Raw genomic sequence first — 16,165 nt, 5'->3', positions numbered from 1 at the left:
AAGCGGCGAAGGTCCTAGTACCTCCGGCCGGTCGGTCTTTGCGGCGCTATCCCGCGCGGAAACAACCCGCGAGATGGTCGTCGACCATGCCGGTCGCCTGCATCAGGGCGTAGCAGGTGGTGGGGCCGACGAAGGCGAAGCCGCGCTTCTTGAGGTCCTTGGCCATGGCCGTCGACTCGGGGGTGATCGCCGGAACCTCGTCCATCGTGCGCGGACGCCGGCGCCGGAGCTGCGACGGCGCGAACGACCACAGCAACTCGTCCAGCGGCCGGTCCAGCTCCACGACGGCCCGCGCGTTGGTGATCGTGGCCGCGATCTTGGCCCGGTTGCGGACGATGGCGGCGTCCGCGAGCAGGCGCGCTACGTCGTCGTCGGTGAACGCGGCCACCTTCTCCGGCACGAACCCGGCGAACGCCAGGCGGAACCCTTCGCGCTTGCGCAGGATGGTCAGCCAGGAAAGGCCCGACTGAAACGCCTCCAGGCACAACCGCTCGTAGAGCGCATCCTGGCCGCGCAGCGGAACGCCCCACTCGGTGTCGTGGTACTCGGCGTAGTCGGGCGCGGTGTTGCCCCAAGGGCAGCGGGCCAAGCCATCGGCACCCAGCAGGCTCATCAAGCTCCAATCGAGTAGTTCTCCGCGAACCGGGCGAACTGGCGAAGGGAATGCCGCACGCCCATCGCGACCACCGGTTTCGCCACCGGCCAGCCGAGCCGGCCCAGCAGCCCGAACGGCAGCCGCAGGCTTTCCGACCAGACGAACGTGGAGTCCTGCGGCCCCTTCGCATGCACGTGGAACGCACCGGTGCCGCGCACCAGCTTGCCCGCATGCCGCACGGCGCACCGCACCGGCGGCTCCCAGGTGGTGATCTCCATCGTATCGGTGAAACCGACCCCGCCCAGGCCCGTGAACGCCGCCAGCCGGGAACCGACGCTGCGGCCGTCCCCCTCGATCACCTGCACCTGGGTGACGAGCATCCACTCGTGCTGCCGTGCCCAGTCGGTCAGCGCGAGCCAGGTGGTACCGGCCGGCGCGGCTACGTCCACCGCGAACACGAAATCGGTCATCGACGTTCCTCCGCGGCTTTGCGCGCGACCGCGATCGTGTCGTGACAGCCGCGAGTCGACCCACGGGGTGTCATCGTGCTCGCTCGGCCTCGAGTTCGTTGACCCGTGCCCGCAGGTCGTCGATCTCGGCGCCAAGCCGCTGCATCACCCAGTCCACTTCAGACATCTTGTAGCCACGCAGGACGAGCTGGTAGCGCACCTTCCGCACGTCCTCGCCGAGGATGTCCTGTGCGGGCAGCCGGGTCGGCGAGCTACCCGGGGGAAGAGGCGCGAGCTCCTCGCCCCGGCCGAACACCACAGCGGCGATCAGGAACACCACCGCCGCCACCAAGAGCATGACTACGAGGTAAATCAGCGCGGTCGTCACGGCACGATCGTGACACACCAGCACCAGGCACGTCGCGCGCGCCGCGATGCGGGGATCGGGTTCCACGCCATCGGGCCTGGCGGGCCGGAGACCGGGTTCACCGGATCAGCCTGCAAAGATGGGTGTGAGGCCCAGAGTGAGGGAGTCGGGAGGGCGCCTTGCTACACCTGTTGATCCGGCATGTTCTGGCACCGTTCGCGCGTGCGGTGTACCGGCCCGAAGTGCATGGAGCGGAGAAGGTGCCGTTAACCGGGGCGGTGATCCTGGCGGCCAACCACCGCGCCGCCGTCGACACCGCGGTCATCTCCCTGTGCACCCCGCGCCGGGTCGCGTTCCTGGGCAAGGCCGAGTACTTCACCGGCAAGGGCCTCAAGGGCCGGTTCCTCGCCAGCTTCCTCGGGGCGCTGGGTTACGTGCCGGTCGAACGCGGCAACGCCGCGGCCGGGCTGTCCGCGCTCGAAGCCGCCCGCAAGGTTCTCGTGGCCGGAGACGCCTTCGCGATCTACCCGGAGGGCACCCGCTCGCTCGACGGCCGGCTGCACCGCGGGCATACCGGCGTCGGCGCGCTGGCGCTGGCCACCGGGGCGAAGGTGGTGCCGGTTGCGCTGACCGGCACCGAGAAGGTCCAGCCGGTCGGCAAACGCTTCCCCCGCGTCTCCAAGGTCACCGTGCGGTTCGGCGACCCCCTCGACTTCAGCCGCTACGAGGGTATGGGCGCCTCGCCCGCGGTCCGGCGTTCGGTAACCGACGAGATCATGTACGCGATCCTGGAACTCTCCAAGCAGGAATACGTCGACACCTACCACAAGCGCCCCGGCGACGTCGCCTGACTGGCTCTGGGTCGTGTCTCCAGGGCGAATCAACCTCCATGGGGTTCAGTCGGTCCACTTGGGGACGACGGGCGGACGGTAGGCCTCGAAGGCGTCCAGCAGCACCGCGGGATCGGAGTCGACGAACACCATGTCGCGGTGCTGTGGCCGCACGAATCCCTCGGTGACCATGTGGTCGACGAAATCGCGCAGCGGGCGGAAGAAGCCGGCGACGTCGAGCAACCCGATCGGCTTGCTGTGCAGGCCGAGCTGGGCCCAGGTCCACATCTCCGCCAGCTCCTCCAGCGTGCCCACCCCACCGGGCAGCCCGAGAAAGGCGTCGGACAGCTCGGCCATCTTCGCCTTGCGCTCGTGCATGTCCTCGGTGACGTGCAGCTTGGTCAGCCCCGTGTGCCCGAGCTCGACGTTCATCAGGTGCTTCGGGATGACCCCGATCGCCTCACCACCCGCGGACAGCGCCGCGTCCGCGACGACGCCCATGAGCCCCACTTTCCCACCGCCGTACACGAGCCCGATCTCCCGCTCGGCGAGCAGCTTGCCCAGTGTCGCCGCCTGCTCGGCGTAAGCGGGGTTCGTTCCGGTCGACGAACCACAGAACACACAGATCCTGCGCATCTAGTGAGTGTCCTCCCATGCCTTGTACGCCTCTTGGACCACGCGGATCGCGTCGTCGATGTCGTCGGTCAGGTGCAGCAGCGCCACGTCCTTCTCGTCGATCTTTCCCCCGCCGTACACCGAGTTCTTCACCCAGTCGTACAGCCCGCCCCAGTACGATCGTCCGAACAGGACGACCGGGAACTTGGTGACCTTCTTCGTCTGCACCAGCGTGAGCGCCTCGAACAGCTCGTCGAGCGTGCCGAACCCGCCGGGCAGGCAGATGAACGCCTGCGCGTACTTGATGAACATCGTCTTGCGGGCGAAGAAGTAGCGGAAGTTGACGCCGAGGTCGACCCACGGGTTCAGGCCCTGCTCGAAGGGCAGCTCGATGCCGAGACCGACGGACAGCCCGCCCGCCTCCGAGGCGCCGCGGTTGACCGCCTCCATGGCCCCGGGCCCGCCACCGGTGATCGCCGCGAATCCCGCCGTGGCCAGCGCGGCGCCGAGCCGGCGGCCCAGCTCGTACTCGGGATGGTCACGGGGCGTGCGCGCCGAGCCGAACACGGTGACCGCACGCGGCACCTCCGCGAGCGCGCCGAACCCCTCGACGAATTCGGCCTGGATGCGCAGCACCCGCCACGGGTCGGTGTGCACCCAGTCGGTCGGGCCCCGCGAATCGAGCAGCCGCTGGTCGGTCGTGGTCGTCTCCGCGCGGCGTCCACGCCTGAGCACCACCGGGCCCAGATGCTTCTCCCGTGGATGCTCCGCGTACTCGGATACCTCTTCTATCACGTTGCGGAGCTTAGCGGCGGCCGCGCTCCTGGCAACCAACTGAGGCGAAGCGGTTGCGGTACGTAGCCAGATCCCGTCATTCGATGTCGGCGTAGCGGGTCATGCCTTGGCCGCCCCGCCTCGTCGAACGCGATGGACACACGCTTGGCGAGACTTCTTTGTCGTTTGGCCGGGACATCGGCGACCTTCTTCAGGCCCTCAGTGACGGCGAGGCGGACAACCTGTTCCTCACCATCGGACTCCCGCAATAGGTAGCGACGGGATCGATACGTCGCGGGCGATGTGACGTCACCTGATCACCTTTGGTCACGACGACTCTCGAATTGAGACCCTCGAATGGATGGACGTGCAAGGCGCCGAACAGGCTGGCTGACCCGTCTCACTTGCCCAGAAAGTCGCGCAGGACCTCCGCGACCCGGCGGATCTCCGTGCTCGCCACGTGTTCTTCACGGGTGTGCGCGAGCGTGGGGTCCCCCGGGCCGAAGTTGACCGCGGGCGTGCCCAGTGCGGCGAACCGCGCCACATCGGTCCAGCCGAGCTTGGCCGCCGCCTGCCCGCCGGCCGCTTCGACCAGCGCCGCCGCGGTGGGCGCGGACAGTCCCGGCAGTGCCCCGGCGGCGCAGTCCACAACGGACAGGTCGAGCCCGTCGAAGACCTGCCGCAGATGCTCTTCCGCCTGTTCGGCGGTGCGGTCCGGGGCGAACCGGAAGTTGATCGCGAGCACCGCCTCGTCCGGCACCACGTTCCCGGCGACCCCACCGGCGACGCGCACGGCCTGCAACCCCTCGCGATAGGTCAGCCCGTCGATCTCCACCTCCCGCGCCCGATACTCGGCCAGCCGCCGGAGCGGCTCGGTGAGCGCGTGGATCGCGTTCACGCCCATCCACGCCCGCGCCGTGTGCGCGCGCCTGCCGCCGCACCGCACTTCGATCCGCATGGTCCCTTGGCAGCCCGCCTCGATCACCGCGTTCGACGGCTCACCGACGATCGCGAGGTCGCCGCGCAGCCAGTCCGGCAGCTCGCGTTCGATCCGGCCGAGGCCGTTGCGTGCCGCCTCGACCTCCTCGCAGTCGTAGAACACGAAGGTGAGGTCGTAGTCCGGCTCGGTCACGGTGGCGGCGAGGTGCAGGAACACCGCGTCGCCGCCCTTCATGTCGACCGTGCCCAGCCCATGCAGGACGTCGCCATCGCGCCGCAGCGGCAGGTTGTCGTTCACCGGCACCGTGTCCAAATGCCCGGCCAGAATCACCCGCGATGGCCGGCCCAGGTTCGTCCGGGCCAGCACGGCGTCGCCATTACGCACCACTTCGAGATGCTTCTGCTGGCTCAGCGCGTCTTGTACGGCGTCGGCGATCGCGGCTTCGGATCCCGAAACGCTGGGTATGTCCACCAGCGCGCAGGCGATGTCGGCGGGGTCGGCGTGCAGGTCGAGCGCGTCCATACGAGGAGACTACGGTGACAGGCGTGCACACGCGAAAGACCTTGGCGATCGGCGCCCTGACGCTCCTCCTGGCCGCCTGCGGCGGGCAGGAGGCGGGCCCGAAACCCCAAGGGGGCGGGCAGACGGCCAGCACGGACGTGCTCGGGATCAAGCTCGACGCGCTCACCGCCGACCAGTGCTACCGCAGCCCCACCAGCCAGGTGCCGCGAGGCTGTGCGAAGTACATCACCGAGCTGGGCAGCACCGTCGGCACGGTGCGGGCGGCCGGTCTCGTCGGGTATGCCGATGACCTGTCCAAGGGCATCGACGCGTACCGCGCATCCAACTGCGAATCCGTCTCGACACCGGGTAACCCGTGCTCACAGACGCTTTCCGACATCGCCGCGACACTCACCAGGATCAAGCAGAAGGTCGACCAGTGGACATCGGGCCGCTGACGGCCGAGAGCCTGGGCGGGTGTCATCCGGAGCCACGGTCACGAGTTACGGTAGGTGCGTGAGCGAGACCCCGAACCCTGAAATCACGGGCGCGTCCGGCGTCGGGTTGGCGACCGTGACGACCGGCGGCACGATTCTGGACACCTGGTTCCCCCACGCGAAACTGACCGAGGCCGGTGGCACTTCCGGCACCGAGCGGCTGTCGGGTGAGCAGGCCGCCGAGATCCTCGGGGAGGAGGCGGCCGCCCTGCTGGGGCCGGACCCCGACCGGGGCGTCGAGGTCGCCGCCGTGCGCACCACGATCGGCAGGCTGGCCGACGCACCGGCCGACGCACACGACGTGTACCTGCGCCTTCACCTGCTGTCCCAGCGGCTGGTCCAGCCACACGGGCAGAGCCTGGACGGCATCTTCGGCCTGCTTGCCAATGTGGTCTGGACCAACCACGGTCCGTGTCCGGTCGAGGGTTTCGAGGCGACCCGGCTGCGTCTGCGGGCGCGTGGGCCGGTCACCGTCTACGGAGTCGACAAGTTCCCCCGCATGGTCGACTACGTGGTGCCCAGCGGGGTGCGCATCGGTGACGCGGACCGCGTCCGGCTGGGTGCCTATCTGACCAGCGGCACCACGGTGATGCACGAGGGCTTCGTCAACTACAACGCCGGCACCCTCGGCGCGTCCATGGTCGAAGGCCGCATCTCCGCCGGGGTAGTGGTCGGCGAGGGCACCGACATCGGCGGCGGCGCTTCGATCATGGGCACGCTTTCCGGTGGCGGCAAGGAGGTCATCTCGGTGGGCCGGCGCTGTCTGATCGGCGCCAACGGCGGGGTGGGCATCTCGCTCGGCGACGATTCCGTGGTCGAGGCCGGGCTGTACATCACCTCGGGCACCAAGGTGCTCGTCGACGGCAGGTCGGTCCGGGCACGGGAGCTGTCCGGGATCTCCGGGGCACTGTTCCGCCGCAACTCCACGACCGGTGCCGTCGAGGTCGTACCCCGGAGCGGCTCGGGCATCGAACTGAACACCGCCCTGCACGCCAACGACTGACTCGCTTCGATTCAGCCGTCCAACAGGCCGTTCTCCTTCAGTATCCACAGCGCGTGCACGGTGTGATAACCGCGCCATTCCAGGCCGGCGGCGGGCGAGTAGCTGGCGAAATCGACCGACCAGCCGCCGTCCGGCTGCTGCCCGTTCGCAAGGCGGTGAAGTTCGGCGTCGACCACGTCCGGTTCGAACAGGCGTCGCGCCGGCCCGCCGGGAAGTGGCGCGAAGTCCAGAGGGCGCATCATTTCGTCCGGGGAGCCGCCCTCGACGTGCAACAACCCGTTCGCGGGGACGTGAATACGGAGGCTGTCCAACAGTTCGGCCGCCTCCGGGCGGGTTTTACAGGCAGCGTCGAGGAAGCGCGCGGCGAATGCGAGCACCAGAGCGTGCGGCTGAGGGCCGAGGTTGGCTATCGCGGACAGGCAGTATTCGGTGATGCGATCGAGCCAGGGGTGGGCAGCCACATCCGCGTCGTGCACGGCTACACGGTGTGCGTTCTCCGCGACAATCGCCGAGATTTGGAGCGAGGACACGGTCGAGTCGGCGTTCGCCCAGAACGGTGCGCAACCGGTGGGGTTCGTGACGGGCAGCGCGAACGGCAGACCTCCGTCGGGCAACGTCACCGAGGCCAGCCAGTCACACAGCGCGACCGCCTGTGGGCTCCGAACCGAATCGGCGACCTCCGCGAACACTTCGAATGCGTGCAGCGCGGCTCCCGGCTGGCTTTCGGTGGCACGCAGGTCGGGTTCGAGACCCCAGCCGAAGCCGCCGTCGGGATTGCGGTACGCCGCGAGTGCCGCGAGGGTGCTCTCGGGGTCGCGTTCACCGAGGAGGTTCTGGTAACGGCGACGATCGAGGACTCGCGCATGCGTGGCCATGAAGGCCGATGCCGCTGACAGATCGATTGACATGGGCCCATCCTTACCGCTGTGCCGGGTGACCGTCTTGAACAGTCCGGACATCCCTTCTCAAATTGAGCTGCTCCGTTGACGACGCGTCACGTTCGCCGCATGCGAGAGTGATTCACCTATCATTCATCTTTGTGAGTACCGAAAAGTTATCCGGTACCAACGAGGTGACCACGCGCCGGACGAAGACGCCGGCCGATCTCGGTCTGTCCGACGAGCCCATGGTCGTGGGACCCGAGGACTCACCCACCGCGCATCTGCGGGCCAAGCTCGACGCTCAGCTTCGTGCCCTGCTCGCCCACGAGCCTGGTACCCGCTCCGGTGCGGACCCGGAGGATCTGCACCAGATGCGGGTGGCGGTGCGGCGCATGCGGAGCGTGTTGAAGTTGTCCGAGGACCCGGCGGCCCAACACGTCCGCGCGGAACTGAAGTTGCTGGGTTCGGTTCTCGGCGAGGTGCGCGACTACGACGTGCTGATCGACCACCTCCGCACCACGGTGGCGGGTTTCGGCGAGCAGGACCTTCAGGCTGCCGACCAGCTCATCGCGGCCTTCGCCGCCCAGCGTGACCAAGCCAAGCGGCGGTTGAACCAGGCTCTGAACACGGCGCGGTACACCGCCCTGCTCACGGCCATCGGCGAGCTGACCAAGACCGCCGAAGTCGCGAACGCGCCGGATGACGGCCGGCTCGATCCGGCCACAGCGCTCCGCAAGCCCTACCGCAGGCTCGTCCGGGCGGCCGCGGCGCTGCCCAACAATCCGCCCGACGACGAACTCCACGCCGTGCGCATCCGTGGCAAGCGTTTGCGGTATGCCGCCGAACTGGCGGTGCCGGCGGCGAAGAAGAAGCAGGCGGCGCGGCTGAAGGCCCTCGTGAAAGCCACCAAGCGGCTCCAGGACGTGCTCGGCGACCATCAGGATGCCGTGGTCGCCGCCGACCGCGTGCGCAACCTGGCCGTCACCTCCGACGAGCGGATGGTCGGTTTCATCGCCGGGCGCATCGTCGAGCGTGAGGCCAATCGCCGTGCCGAGGCACGCGCCGCCTGGCCGGACGCGCTCGCCGGCGTCAACAAACTGGCGGCGCGGCTCCTGCCCTGACCCGCCCCGTTCTGGAGCAAGGTGGATTTGCTACGGACTATCCGTAGCAAATCCACCTTGCTCCACTTCCCGGGCCGACTCAGGCACGAACGCGTCGGTCGTGCTCGCGGGCAACCAAGCGGGGTTGGACCGCCTCAACCCGGAACTCGGCCGCCTCAACCCGGAACTCGGCCGCCTCAACCGGGAACTCGGCCGCCTCAACCGGGAACTCGGCGGCCTCGGCCGAGAACTCGGCCGCCTGAAGCGGGAACTCGGCCGCCGGAGGCGGGGACACGGCGGGTGGNGGTGACGAGCCGGGGGCGGGGGTCAGGCCAGGCGTTCGGCGGCGGCGGCGACACGCTCGTCGGTCGCGGTCAACGCAACGCGCACGTGCTGCGAGCCCGACGGGCCATAGAAGGTGCCCGGCGCCACCAGGATGCCGCGCTCGGCGAGCCAGTTGACGGTCTGCCAATCGGTCTCGTCCCGGGTGGCCCACAGGTAAAGCCCGGCCTCCGAGTGGTCGATCCGGAAGCCGTTGTCCTGCAACGCCTTCGTCAGCACGAGCCGCCGCCGCGCATAACGCTCCCGCTGTGTCGCGAGCGCCGCGTCGTCGGCGAGCGCGACGGTCATCGCCTCCTGCACCGGCCTCGGCACGATCATCCCGGCGTGCTTGCGCACGGCGAGCAGTTCGGCGATCAGCCGCGGGTCACCGGTGACGAATCCGGCCCGGTAGCTGGCCAGGTTGGCCGATTTGGACAGTGAGTGGACCGCCAGCAGCCCGTCCATGCGGTCGCCGCACACGTCGGGATGCAGGATCGAGACCGGCTCCGCATCCCACCCGAGCGTCAGGTAGCACTCGTCGGAGACCACGATCGTGCCCCGCTCGCGCGCCCAGGACACGACCTTGCGCAGGTGCTCCACGCCGAGCACGCGGCCGGTCGGGTTCGACGGCGAGTTCAGCCAGAGCAGCCGCGGCCGCTGCGGGCCGAGCGCGAACAGGCTGTCCGCGCGCAGCACACCGGCCCCGGCGAGCAGCGCTCCGACCTCATACGTGGGGTAGGCCAGCTCGGGAATGACCACGGTGTCGTTCGCGCCTACCCCGAGTAGCCGCGGCAGCCAGGCCACCAGCTCCTTGGAACCGATGGTCGGCAGCACCGCATCAGGTACGAGCCCGACGACGCCGTGGCGCCGCCGCAGCGCCTCGACCACCGCGGCACGCAGCTCGGGCGTGCCGTGAGTGGCCGGGTAGCCCGGGATGTCCGAAACCGAGGCCAGCGCGTTCCGGACGGCCTCGGGCACCGGATCGACGGGCGTGCCTACGGACAGGTCGACCAGCCCACCCGGGTGGGCACGTGCGGTCTGGCCGGCACCGGCCAGCGAGTCCCAGGGAAAGTCGGGCAGCGTGGCCGAGGTCATTCGCCGCGCGGCGCCAGGTCCTTGATCCACTGCGGATCGTCGCTGACCTTGCCGACCTTGGACGCCCCGCCGGGAGAGCCGAGCTTCTCGAAGAAGTCGACGTTGGCCTTGGTGTATTCGGCCCACTCCTCGGGGACGTCGTCCTCGTAGTAGATGGCTTCCACCGGGCACACGGGCTCGCAGGCACCGCAGTCCACGCACTCGTCGGGGTGGATGTAGAGCATCCGGTCGCCCTCGTAGATGCAGTCGACGGGGCACTCGTCGATGCACGCCTTGTCGAGCACGTCGACGCAGGGCTCGGCGATCACGTAGGTCACTGCGCTCTCCTGTGTGAATGAGATCCGGCTATGGCTCGGACATTACGCGTCTTCGCCCCAAGCTTTCCAGGTAAGGCCACCCTTATTCTCCCCCGGTCGCCGCACAATGTAACCCGTGTGGACCACCGAAAAGTTGGAACTTCTCTGCGCGGAGGCGTGGCCCGCCGTGATCGAGGACGAACTCGGTGGCTGGCGGCTGCGGGCGGCGTACGACATGACGCCGGAGGATGTTCGCGGGCGGCCGTTCACCGGCCGGGCCAACAGCGCGCTGGCGATCGGCGACCCCGGCCTGCCGGTCCCGCAGGCCCTGGAGGCAGTGTGTGAGTTCGCCCACACCCACGGAATTCCACCGATGGTGCAGGCGATCGAGGGCAGCGAGACGGAGCGCGCCATCGAGGCCGCGGGCTGGCTACCGAACGTCGCGCATGCGTCCGGTCATCGCGTCTCCGTGCTCGTGGGCCCGCTCTCCACCGGCGACCCGGAGGTCCCGATCCTGGCCGAGCCCACTCCCGGCTGGTGGGAACTGGCGGTGGGGAGCCCGGCACCGACTCCGGCCCAGCGGCACGTGCTCACCGGCGGTGAGACCGGGTTCGGCATCGTCGAGATGGACGGTGTCACGGCCGGCGCGGTTCGGGCGGCCATAGTGGAGGACGTCCTGGTCGTCGCGCGGCTGGCGGTGCGGCCCGAGTATCGGCGGCGTGGACTGGCGAAGGCGCTGATGGCGGCCTGTGGCCGGTGGGCCGCCGGGCGTGGTGCGGCCGCCTGCGTCCTGCAGGTGGATGTGCGCAATGCGCCGGCGCTCGCGCTCTACCAGTCGCTCGGCTTCCGCGGAGATCACAGATACCGCTACTGGGTGCCGCCTTCCCCGTGGAAGGATCGGTTCTTGTGAAGGTTGTCGTAGTTGTCGGCGGCGTCGGCGGCGCCCGCTTCCTGCTCGGCGTGAAGGCGGCGCTCGGCCTGCCGCCGATCGGCCCGGGTGAGTCACCGCACGAGATCACCGCCGTGGTGAACACCGGTGACGACGTGTGGATGCACGGCCTGCGGATCGCTCCGGACCTGGACACGTGCATGTACACCCTGGGTGGTGGTATCGACACCGAACGTGGCTGGGGTCATCAGGACGAGACCTGGACGGTCAAGGAGGAACTCGCCGCCTACGGGGCCGAGCCCACCTGGTTCGGTCTCGGGGACAAGGACATCGCGACCCACCTGATCCGCACGCGGATGCTGCGCGCCGGGTACCCGCTGTCGGCGGTGACCGAGGCGCTGTGCGACCGCTGGCAACCTGGTGTCCGGCTGTTGCCGATGACCGACGACCGCGTGGAAACCCACGTCGTCGTGGACGATCCGGACAACGCCGGGCAGCGCAAGGCACTGCACTTCCAGGAGTGGTGGGTGCGGTACCGGGCGGGTCTTCCCGCACATTCGATCGTGCCCGTCGGGGCGGAGGAGGCCAAGCCCGCGCCCGGCGTGCTCGATGCGATCTCCGAGGCCGACGCCGTCCTCTTCGCACCGTCCAACCCCGTGGTGTCGGTCGGCACGGTGCTGTCGGTGCCGGGCGTGCGGGACGCGCTGCGCAAGACCTCCGCGGGCGTGGTGGCCGTCTCGCCCATCATCAGCGGGAAACCGTTGCGGGGCATGGCGGACGCCTGCCTCACCGCGATCGGCGTAGAGACCTCCGCCGAGGCGGTCGGCCGGCACTACGGCTCCCGGCGCACCTCCGAGGACGGCCTGCTCGACGGCTGGCTGGTGGCTTCCGGAGAGACGGTTCACGTGCCCGGCGTCGCCGTGTGTGCGGTGCCGCTGCTGATGTCCGACATCGACGCGACCGCTGCGATGGCGCGGGCGGCCCTGCAACTGTCTGGAGTGGACATTGACTGAGCGAGACCATTCCGCGGAGCGGCTGGAGATCATTCCGGTGACCGGGCTGCCGGAGTTCCGCCCTGGCGACGATCTCACCGGCGCCATCGCGGACGCCGCGCGGTGGCTGCGGTCCGGCGATGTCGTGGTGGTCACCAGCAAGGTCGTGTCGAAGATCGAGGGGCGGCTCGTCCGGGTACCGGCCGACCCCGAGGAACGGGACGCGGCGCGGCGCAGGCTGGTCGAAGAGGAGGCCGTGCACGTGCTGGCACGGTTCGGCCGCACGTTGATCACGCAGAACCGGATCGGTGTGGTGCAGGCGGCCTCCGGGGTCGACGGGTCCAACGTGGCCGGTGACGAGATCGCGCTGCTGCCGGCCGACCCCGACGCGTCCGCGCTGGCGCTGCGCAACGGGCTGCGGGAGCGGCTCGGGGTCGAGGTCGCGGTGGTCATCACCGACACCATGGGCCGGGCCTGGCGGGTCGGCCAGACCGACACGGCCATCGGCTCCTCGGGCATCAAGGTGCTGCACTCCTACGAGGGCCAGGTCGACGGCCAGGGCAACGAGTTGCAGGTCACCGAGATCGCGGTCGCCGACGAACTGGCCGCGGCGGCGGACCTGGTGAAGGGCAAGCTCGGCGGGCTCCCGGTGGCGGTGGTCCGCGGAATGTCCCTTGTGGACGACGGCTCGACCGCGCGTAAGCTGGTGCGCCCGGTCGAGGAGGACATGTTCCGGCTGGGCACCGCCGAGGCGATCGCGCGGGGCCGCCGCGAGGCGGTGCTGGTGCGCCGTTCGGTGCGCCGGTTCACCGACGAGGCGGTCGAGGAGGACGTGCTGCGCCGCTCGATCGGTGCCGCGCTGACTTCCCCGGCGCCTCACCACAGCAAGCCGGTGCGGTTCGTCTGGCTACGTGACCAAGGCCTGCGCACGAAGCTGCTCGAAGCCATGCGCGAATCCTGGCGCGCCGACCTTCGCGGCGACGGCTTCACCGACGAGCAGATCGCCAAGCGCGTCAGCCGCGGCGACATCCTGTTCAACGCTCCGGAAGTCGTGGTGCCGTTCCTGACCCCGGACGGCGCGCACACCTACCCGGACGCGCGCCGAAACGCCAATGAGCGGACGATGTTCACGGTCGCGGGCGGCGCGGCGGTGCAGGGACTGCTGATCGCGCTGGCCGCCGAGGGGCTCGGCTCGTGCTGGATCGGATCCACCATCTTCGCCGCGGATGTGGTGCGGGACGTGCTGAGCCTGCCCGAGGGCTGGCAGCCGCTCGGCGCGGTGGCGATCGGCCACCCGGCGGAAGCCGCAGCGCCGCGCGAGCCGTTGCGGGAAGGGCTCATCGAGCTGTGAGCCTCCTGTGTTATTCAAAACGCGCGATCGACGAACGCGTCTACGGACCGCGACCTGGCAACCCACATCCGGCCAATCTCCTCCGGCGGCCCGCAGCCGCGTTCGCGGAGCCTCCGGCGGCGCGTCTTCCACTCGCCGAAGCACTAACACGGGACTTTTGAATGACCCTCTTACATCGCGACGCGATCTCCACTTTGGACAGCTGGCGCCCTTCCCTGCCCGCTCAGGAGTCCCTTCGGCAGGCTTTTCTCGGCTTCCTCGCCGCGCGCGAGGACGCCTGCGCGCGGTCATGTGCCGCGGGGCACGTGACCGCGTCGGCGGTGCTGCTGGACGCGGACCGGACGAGCGTGCTGCTGACCCTGCACCCACGGGTCGGCCGCTGGCTGCAGCTCGGCGGGCACTGCGAACCCGGTGATCCCACGCTGGCCGCCGCGGCGCTGCGAGAGGCGACGGAAGAGTCCGGAATGGACGGTTTGCGCATCGACCCCGAGCCCATCCATCTGGACGTGCATCCGATCACCTGCTCGCTCGGCGTGCCGACCCGGCACTTCGACGTCCGCTTCGCCGTCCACGCCCCGCCCGGCGCCGAACCCGTGCGCAGCGACGAGTCCGACGACCTGCGCTGGTGGCCGCTGGACGGTCTGCCACCGGACTCGGACGACCTGTCCGAAATGCTGGCCAGCGCGGCGCGGGTCACAACGCACGGTAATCGCGCACCGGGAGTCGCGGGCCGAAGCGGGGACGGCTGAACCCCGCGGCTTCGACGTATCGCACCGCTCGCTGGCGTTGCGGCGCATAGGGGGCGAGCACCTCGGCGAGGCCGGCGTCGTCGAGTGCCTTGCCCAGCAAGGCATATCCGACCACGGACGGGATGTGGAAGTCCCCGAAGCTCACCGCGTCCGGATCACCCCAGGCCCGCTGGGCCACCTCGGCCGCGGTCCACACGCCGATGCCCGGCACCTTGCGCAGCAACGCGCGCCCTTCGGCGCCGCCCAGTACGGCCGCGCGTTCCAGCCGGTGCGCCACCTGGGCGGCGAAGATCAGCGCGCGCCGGCGGCTGAGGTCGACACCGGCCCGATGCCACTTCCAGTCCACGATGGACAGGATCGCGCGCGGTGACGGCGGCACGCGCAACCCGGCCGGCGCCGGGCCGGGCGCCGGCTCGCCGAACCACCGGCACAGCTCGCGCCACGACCGGCGGGCCTCGATCCCGGTGACCTTCTGCTCCAGCACCGCCGGCACCAGCGCGTCCCACACCCGGCCGGTCGCTCCGAGCCGCAGCCCCGGCTTCCGGCGGCGCACGGTCGCGACCAGGTCGTGGTGTGCGACGAATTCGCGATCGTCGTCGCGCGCGCCGAGCAGCGCCGGTACCCCGTCGAGCAGGCGGTCCCCACCGGGTCCCCACGCCTGCGCCTCGACCTCACCATCGGCGAACCGGCGCAACATCAGGGTCGCCGGGCCTTCCGGCGTGTTGCCGGTCAGCCACGTGATGCCCGCCTCGTGGCGCTGGCAGGGATCACCCTTGCCCCGCCGGTGCGGTGCCAGCACCGCACCGAGGTCCAGCGGAAACGGCGGGCGGTACAACATCAGGCGTCACTGGAGAATCGGATCGAACCGGCCGGAAGCGCCACGCCTGGCCACACCCGGGCGCCGGTGAGCAACTCGCATCCGGAACCCACGGTGGCGCCATCGCCAAGGACCACCCCGCGCAGCACCGCGCCCTTCTCGACACGCGCGCCCACGCCCAGCACGGAGTTCTCCACCACCACATCTTCGCCGATGACGACACCGTCGAACAGCACGGATCCGTCGATCCGCGCACCGGTCGCGACCTCCGCCCCGGTGCCGATCGTGGCGCCGCCGGTCACCGTGGCTCCCGCGGCGACGTGGGCGCCGTCGAGAACGAGCGCTTCGCCGACCGGGCCCGGCAACGCCGACGTGGGCGCCACCCCGCGGACGAGGTCGGCGGAGCCACGCACGAACGCCTCCGGGGTACCGACATCGAGCCAGTACGAGGCATCGACGAAGCCGTGCAGGTGCGCACCGGCGGCCAGCAGGCCGGGGAAGGTGTCCCGCTCCACCGAAATCCGCCTGCCCGCCGGGATCGCCTCGATGATCTCGCGCCGGAACACGTAGCAACCGGCGTTGATCTGGTCCGTCGGCGGGTTCGGGGTCTTCTCGAGGAACGCGGTCACGCGGCCGTTTTCGTCCGTGGGCACCGAACCGAACCGGCTCGGATCGGCGACCCGCTGCAGGTGCAGGGTCACGTCCGCCGAGCTGTCGCGATGCGCCCGCACGAGCGCCTGGAGATCGGCGCCGGAGAGGATGTCGCCGTTGAAGATCACCGCATGGTCGGCGCGCAGGTGGTCGAAGACGTTGCGGATCGCTCCCCCGGTGTCGAGCGGTTCTTCCTCCACCACGTACTCCAGCTCCAGGCCATGCGCGGAACCGTCGCCGAAGTACTCCTCGAAGACTTCCGCACGGTAGGAGGTGCCCAGCACGACGTGGGTCATTCCCGCGGCACGAATCCGGGACAACAGGTGACTCAGGAACGGCACGCCCGCGGTCGGCAGCATGGGCTTCGGGGCGGACAGGGTCAGCGGGCGCAGTCGGGTGCCCTTGCCACCGACGAGCACCACGGCGTCTGGTTCCACGTCAATTCCTCCTGT

The 16,165-nt window shown here is 69.8% G+C and carries 19 protein-coding genes; 8 read left to right on the top strand and 11 right to left on the bottom strand.

Annotated elements, in window-relative coordinates; translation table 11 throughout:
* Window positions 1-46: 46 nt before the first annotated feature.
* The 3 genes from A3CU_RS0110070 to A3CU_RS0110060 form a co-directional block, all read right to left on the bottom strand.
* Window positions 47-613: a DNA-3-methyladenine glycosylase I gene (locus A3CU_RS0110070; protein ID WP_027942174.1), complete on the bottom strand. Its 567-nt coding sequence runs from the start codon at window positions 611-613 to the stop codon at window positions 47-49.
* Window positions 613-1,065: an SRPBCC family protein gene (locus A3CU_RS0110065; protein WP_027942173.1), complete on the bottom strand. Its 453-nt coding sequence runs from the start codon at window positions 1,063-1,065 to the stop codon at window positions 613-615. The genes A3CU_RS0110070 and A3CU_RS0110065 overlap by 1 nt, the downstream gene beginning before the upstream one ends.
* Before the next feature lie 70 nt (window positions 1,066-1,135).
* Window positions 1,136-1,432, bottom strand: coding sequence for a DivIVA domain-containing protein (locus tag A3CU_RS0110060; protein WP_027942172.1), 297 nt, complete (start codon window positions 1,430-1,432; stop codon window positions 1,136-1,138).
* A gap of 158 nt (window positions 1,433-1,590) precedes the next feature.
* Here A3CU_RS0110060 and A3CU_RS0110055 point away from each other — a divergent pair, with 158 nt between their 5' ends.
* Window positions 1,591-2,262 carry a lysophospholipid acyltransferase family protein gene (locus tag A3CU_RS0110055; RefSeq protein ID WP_027942171.1) on the top strand — a complete coding sequence of 224 codons (672 nt, stop codon included), beginning with the start codon at window positions 1,591-1,593 and terminating at the stop codon, window positions 2,260-2,262.
* Between the two features lie 45 nt (window positions 2,263-2,307).
* Here the strand turns inward: A3CU_RS0110055 and A3CU_RS0110050 are convergent, their stop codons facing one another.
* The 3 genes from A3CU_RS0110050 to dapE all read right to left on the bottom strand — a co-directional run bounded on the left by A3CU_RS0110050 (window position 2,308) and on the right by dapE (window position 5,092).
* Window positions 2,308-2,877 carry an LOG family protein gene (locus A3CU_RS0110050; RefSeq protein ID WP_027942170.1) on the bottom strand — a complete coding sequence of 190 codons (570 nt, stop codon included), beginning with the start codon at window positions 2,875-2,877 and terminating at the stop codon, window positions 2,308-2,310.
* Window positions 2,878-3,648: an LOG family protein gene (locus tag A3CU_RS0110045; protein WP_027942169.1), complete on the bottom strand. Its 771-nt coding sequence runs from the start codon at window positions 3,646-3,648 to the stop codon at window positions 2,878-2,880.
* A 382-nt stretch (window positions 3,649-4,030) separates the two neighbouring features.
* On the bottom strand, window positions 4,031-5,092 hold the full coding sequence (gene dapE / locus A3CU_RS0110035; RefSeq protein WP_027942168.1) for a succinyl-diaminopimelate desuccinylase: 1,062 nt from the start codon (window positions 5,090-5,092) through the stop codon (window positions 4,031-4,033).
* 14 nt (window positions 5,093-5,106) lie between these two features.
* Here dapE and A3CU_RS0110030 point away from each other — a divergent pair, with 14 nt between their 5' ends.
* Both A3CU_RS0110030 and dapD read left to right on the top strand, forming a co-directional pair.
* Window positions 5,107-5,529 carry a hypothetical protein gene (locus A3CU_RS0110030; protein WP_052371610.1) on the top strand — a complete coding sequence of 141 codons (423 nt, stop codon included), beginning with the start codon at window positions 5,107-5,109 and terminating at the stop codon, window positions 5,527-5,529.
* Between the two features lie 58 nt (window positions 5,530-5,587).
* Complete coding sequence (gene dapD, locus A3CU_RS0110025) at window positions 5,588-6,571, top strand: 2,3,4,5-tetrahydropyridine-2,6-dicarboxylate N-succinyltransferase (protein ID WP_027942166.1); 984 nt, start codon at window positions 5,588-5,590, stop codon at window positions 6,569-6,571.
* An 11-nt stretch (window positions 6,572-6,582) separates the two neighbouring features.
* Here dapD and A3CU_RS0110020 read toward each other — a convergent pair whose 3' ends face one another.
* A complete protein-coding gene (locus A3CU_RS0110020) occupies window positions 6,583-7,479 on the bottom strand; it encodes a prenyltransferase/squalene oxidase repeat-containing protein (protein WP_027942165.1) in 897 nt (298 codons plus the stop codon).
* 131 nt (window positions 7,480-7,610) lie between these two features.
* On the opposite strand from A3CU_RS0110020, the gene A3CU_RS0110015 reads away from it, so the two are divergent.
* Window positions 7,611-8,573: a CHAD domain-containing protein gene (locus A3CU_RS0110015; RefSeq protein ID WP_425388231.1), complete on the top strand. Its 963-nt coding sequence runs from the start codon at window positions 7,611-7,613 to the stop codon at window positions 8,571-8,573.
* Window positions 8,574-8,879: 306 nt separating this feature from the next.
* Here A3CU_RS0110015 and dapC read toward each other — a convergent pair whose 3' ends face one another.
* Window positions 8,880-9,968 (bottom strand): succinyldiaminopimelate transaminase, encoded by a 1,089-nt coding sequence (gene dapC, locus A3CU_RS0110005; protein ID WP_027942162.1) that lies wholly within the window; start codon window positions 9,966-9,968, stop codon window positions 8,880-8,882.
* The gene (fdxA, locus tag A3CU_RS0110000; RefSeq protein ID WP_027942161.1) at window positions 9,965-10,285 is read right to left on the bottom strand and encodes a ferredoxin; all 321 of its coding nucleotides are present in this window, start codon (window positions 10,283-10,285) and stop codon (window positions 9,965-9,967) included. The genes dapC and fdxA overlap by 4 nt, the downstream gene beginning before the upstream one ends.
* 115 nt (window positions 10,286-10,400) lie before the next feature.
* Here fdxA and A3CU_RS0109995 point away from each other — a divergent pair, with 115 nt between their 5' ends.
* The 4 genes from A3CU_RS0109995 (at window position 10,401) to A3CU_RS44255 (ending at window position 14,245) form a co-directional block, all read left to right on the top strand.
* On the top strand, window positions 10,401-11,174 hold the full coding sequence (locus tag A3CU_RS0109995; protein WP_027942160.1) for a GNAT family N-acetyltransferase: 774 nt from the start codon (window positions 10,401-10,403) through the stop codon (window positions 11,172-11,174).
* The gene (gene cofD / locus A3CU_RS0109990) at window positions 11,171-12,166 is read left to right on the top strand and encodes a 2-phospho-L-lactate transferase (RefSeq protein WP_027942159.1); all 996 of its coding nucleotides are present in this window, start codon (window positions 11,171-11,173) and stop codon (window positions 12,164-12,166) included. Before A3CU_RS0109995 ends, cofD begins: the two co-directional genes overlap by 4 nt.
* Window positions 12,159-13,496, top strand: a complete 1,338-nt coding sequence (locus tag A3CU_RS0109985) for a coenzyme F420-0:L-glutamate ligase (protein WP_043840871.1) — start codon at window positions 12,159-12,161, stop codon at window positions 13,494-13,496. Before cofD ends, A3CU_RS0109985 begins: the two co-directional genes overlap by 8 nt.
* Window positions 13,497-13,657: 161 nt before the next feature.
* A complete protein-coding gene (locus A3CU_RS44255; protein ID WP_052371609.1) occupies window positions 13,658-14,245 on the top strand; it encodes an NUDIX hydrolase in 588 nt (195 codons plus the stop codon).
* Here the strand turns inward: A3CU_RS44255 and A3CU_RS0109975 are convergent.
* Together A3CU_RS0109975 and manB are read right to left on the bottom strand one after the other, a co-directional pair.
* Entirely contained in the window at window positions 14,190-15,083 is an 894-nt protein-coding gene (locus A3CU_RS0109975; RefSeq protein WP_027942157.1) for a DNA-3-methyladenine glycosylase family protein, read from the bottom strand. The two genes, A3CU_RS44255 and A3CU_RS0109975, sit on opposite strands and share 56 nt — an antisense overlap.
* A complete protein-coding gene (manB, locus tag A3CU_RS0109970) occupies window positions 15,083-16,156 on the bottom strand; it encodes a mannose-1-phosphate guanylyltransferase (RefSeq protein ID WP_027942156.1) in 1,074 nt (357 codons plus the stop codon). Before manB ends, A3CU_RS0109975 begins: the two co-directional genes overlap by 1 nt.
* Window positions 16,157-16,165: the final 9 nt, after the last annotated feature.

This window comes from Amycolatopsis taiwanensis DSM 45107, from assembly GCF_000519205.1.
Taxonomy (GTDB): Bacteria; Actinomycetota; Actinomycetes; order Mycobacteriales; family Pseudonocardiaceae; genus Amycolatopsis_E; species Amycolatopsis_E taiwanensis.
The sequence above is the reverse complement of the archived record's forward strand: the minus strand, read 5'-3'. Positions and strand labels throughout refer to the sequence as shown.

What these genes read in the sequence shown, in the direction of transcription:
- dapC (WP_027942162.1), bottom strand. Translation starts at nt 9,968, where the DNA reads ATGACCTCGGCCACGCTGCCCGACTTTCCCTGGGACTCGCTGGCCGGT.
- A3CU_RS0110020 (WP_027942165.1), bottom strand. Translation starts at nt 7,479, where the DNA reads ATGTCAATCGATCTGTCAGCGGCATCGGCCTTCATGGCCACGCATGCG.
- A3CU_RS0110065 (WP_027942173.1), bottom strand. Translation starts at nt 1,065, where the DNA reads ATGACCGATTTCGTGTTCGCGGTGGACGTAGCCGCGCCGGCCGGTACC.
- A3CU_RS44255 (WP_052371609.1), top strand. Translation starts at nt 13,658, where the DNA reads ATGACCCTCTTACATCGCGACGCGATCTCCACTTTGGACAGCTGGCGC.
- A3CU_RS0110050 (WP_027942170.1), bottom strand. Translation starts at nt 2,877, where the DNA reads ATGCGCAGGATCTGTGTGTTCTGTGGTTCGTCGACCGGAACGAACCCC.
- A3CU_RS0109975 (WP_027942157.1), bottom strand. Translation starts at nt 15,083, where the DNA reads ATGTTGTACCGCCCGCCGTTTCCGCTGGACCTCGGTGCGGTGCTGGCA.
- A3CU_RS0110070 (WP_027942174.1), bottom strand. Translation starts at nt 613, where the DNA reads ATGAGCCTGCTGGGTGCCGATGGCTTGGCCCGCTGCCCTTGGGGCAAC.
- dapE (WP_027942168.1), bottom strand. Translation starts at nt 5,092, where the DNA reads ATGGACGCGCTCGACCTGCACGCCGACCCCGCCGACATCGCCTGCGCG.